This window comes from Zhengella mangrovi (assembly GCF_002727065.1).
Taxonomy (GTDB): domain Bacteria; phylum Pseudomonadota; class Alphaproteobacteria; order Rhizobiales; family Rhizobiaceae; genus Zhengella; species Zhengella mangrovi.
Genome location: NZ_PDVP01000046.1, coordinates 1 through 2378 on the forward strand (window position 1 = coordinate 1; position 2378 = coordinate 2378).

General features: G+C 62.9%; 2 protein-coding genes. Both read right to left on the minus strand.

Annotated elements, in window-relative coordinates; genetic code table 11:
* Window positions 1-98 precede the first annotated feature (98 nt).
* The gene (locus tag CSC94_RS23855; RefSeq protein ID WP_165784589.1) at window positions 99-1937 is read right to left on the minus strand and encodes an ATP-binding cassette domain-containing protein; all 1839 of its coding nucleotides are present in this window, start codon (window positions 1935-1937) and stop codon (window positions 99-101) included.
* A gap of 120 nt (window positions 1938-2057) precedes the next feature.
* Window positions 2058-2378: hypothetical protein (locus CSC94_RS24770; protein ID WP_205853415.1), on the minus strand; the 321-nt coding region annotated here is incomplete at its 5' end.

Consider the following 2378-nt stretch of genomic DNA (forward strand, 5'->3'; position numbering starts at 1 on the left):
GTAGACGATGCGCTTGCCGCCACCGATGATCGCGGCGACTTCGGTGCGTTCCGCGTCGGCGGCAATACCGGCCTTGAATTCGGGGTTGCGCGCCAGCATCAGACCACCTGCCGGTGACGAGCGAAGATCCGGTCGATCGAGGCCCGGATGTCGTCGAGATCACCCGACCGTGCCGATGGCCTGAAACCGGTGGTCCCGCCGCTTTCGTTCGCGGAGCCGGACACCGCATGGCGCCGTTCGCGCACAGGGGCGCTTTCCGCCGCCGGTGCGTCAGCCTCCGTCCTGTCCTCTTTGTCCCGCTTCCTGCGGCCACCGACCCGGCTGAGGGTCCCGGTTTTCAGCTCATAAACATCATCGGCAACCGCACGCATTTGCGAGCGGCGGGAAATGACAAGGATCGCGACGCCCTGATCGCGAAGCGATGTCAGGATCTCGATCAGTTCCTTCTGGTCCGACCGGTCGAGATCGGTGTCCGGCTCGTCCAGGACGAGCACGCTCGGATCGCCGTAAAGCGCCCGGGCCAGGGCGATCTTCATGGTCTGCCTGTCGGTCAGGAAAACCTCGCCGCGCTCCAGGACGGTCGCGTAGCCTTTCGGGAGATTGGAAATCATCCCGTGCGCGCGCGCAGCCCTGGAGGCTTTCAGAAGACGCTCGGAATCAAAGTCATAGTTAAGACGGGTGATATTCTCCGACACGCTGACGGGAGACAGCTTGATCGTCTGCGCGACATAGCCGACGGCACGGCCCCAATCCTCCGCCCGCCAGTCGTCGCGGGTCGTCCCGTCCAGCTTGACGTGGCCGGAATCCGGGCTCGCGGCGCCGGCCACGATCCGCGCAAGGCTGCTCTTGCCGCTTCCCGTGCCGCCGGTGATGACGGTGATCCGGCCCGGCTCGAGGTCAAGCGACAATCCGGTCAACAGGAAGCGGGTCGGCTGCTTCGCATCCGGAGCAAGGAAAACCTGGTCCACCTCGACCCGGCCGGCCGGCCTGTCGATGGCCGTCCTGCCGTTGTCGCTGGCGATGACGGCGGTCAGGTCGGTCAGCTTCAGATGCGTCCGAAAGCTGCGCGTGATCGATGTCCAGCTTCCGATGGTCCGGGAAACCGGGGTCAGGAGACGGTTGGTGATGAAGGTGGCGGCGAAGACAATGCCTCCGTGCATCTCGCCCGAGAGGACGAGCATGGCGCCGACGGAGACCATCAGCACCTGCGTTGCCTGCCGGATGAAAGAGCCCGCAACCGAAAAGCCGGCCGCCTTGCCAGAGCTCTCGTCATTTGCCTCGAAGGCGGCAAGGAGCTTGAGTTTCCAGCGCTCGCGAATGGGCTCGGCAAGGCCCATGGCGCGGATCTCGTCGGTGTCGCGCAAGGTGGCGGTTGCGAAACCGAAGGCGTCGGATTCCATTTTCTCGGTCCGGTTCTGCAGGTTCGATGTGGAGCGATTGTTGAACATGGCGAGCGCGAGCATGGCGCCAAGGCCGAGCGTCGCCACCAGGCCGAGCCAGAAGCTCAAGGCATAGAGCGCCAGGAGGAACAGCATCGAGAAGGGCATGTCGAACAGGCCGATGAAATTCCGGCTGGCCAGAAAACCCGCAACGCTGCGCGCATCCGAAATGACGCGGCTGCTCCTGACCGACTTGTCCGTTTCATAGGCCAGACCGCGGACGATGTCGGGATGGATTTCCATGAGATACTTGTTGGCGAGCCGCCGCGCGACCCGCCGCCGGGAATAGTCGGCGACGGCAGCGACAAGCAGCATGGTGATCACGATTGCCGATAGATAGAAAAGGGTCGGCAGGCTGCCTGACTTGAGGACCCGCCCGTAGACCTGCAGAATGTGCAGCGGAACAGCCAGGGCAAGGAAGTTGGTTGCCACCGAAAAGAAGATCAGCCAGCGAAGATGGCTGCGAATACCAGCAGGGATACGGATACTCTGGAACACGGCGGAAACCTCACATTTCCGCAATTATCAACTTGTTATGCTTAAATATGGGTAAAAAAATTAGCCCCCGCTGTTGAAAGCGGGGGCCAAATTGTCAGGCCATGTCAGGCTAGCCGAGGGCTAGGCCCATTCATGTTCCTCGTGTTCCTCGAAGCCTTCTTCACACCCTTCTTCATAGGAGGCGTGATGCTCGCCTTCGTGCTCGCCACGGTAAGATCCATGACCCGAACCCTTCGAGCCGGAACCCTTGGAGCCCTTGGAGCCGCTGCCCTTCGAGCCGGAGCCCTTGGAACCCTTGGAGCCGCTGCCCTTCGAGCCGGAACCCTTGGAGCCCTTCGAGCCGCTGCCCTTCGAGCCGGAGCCCTTGGAGCCCTTGGAACCGCTGCCCTTCGAGCCGGAACCCTTGGAGCCCTTCGAGCCCTTGGAACCGCTGCCCTTCGA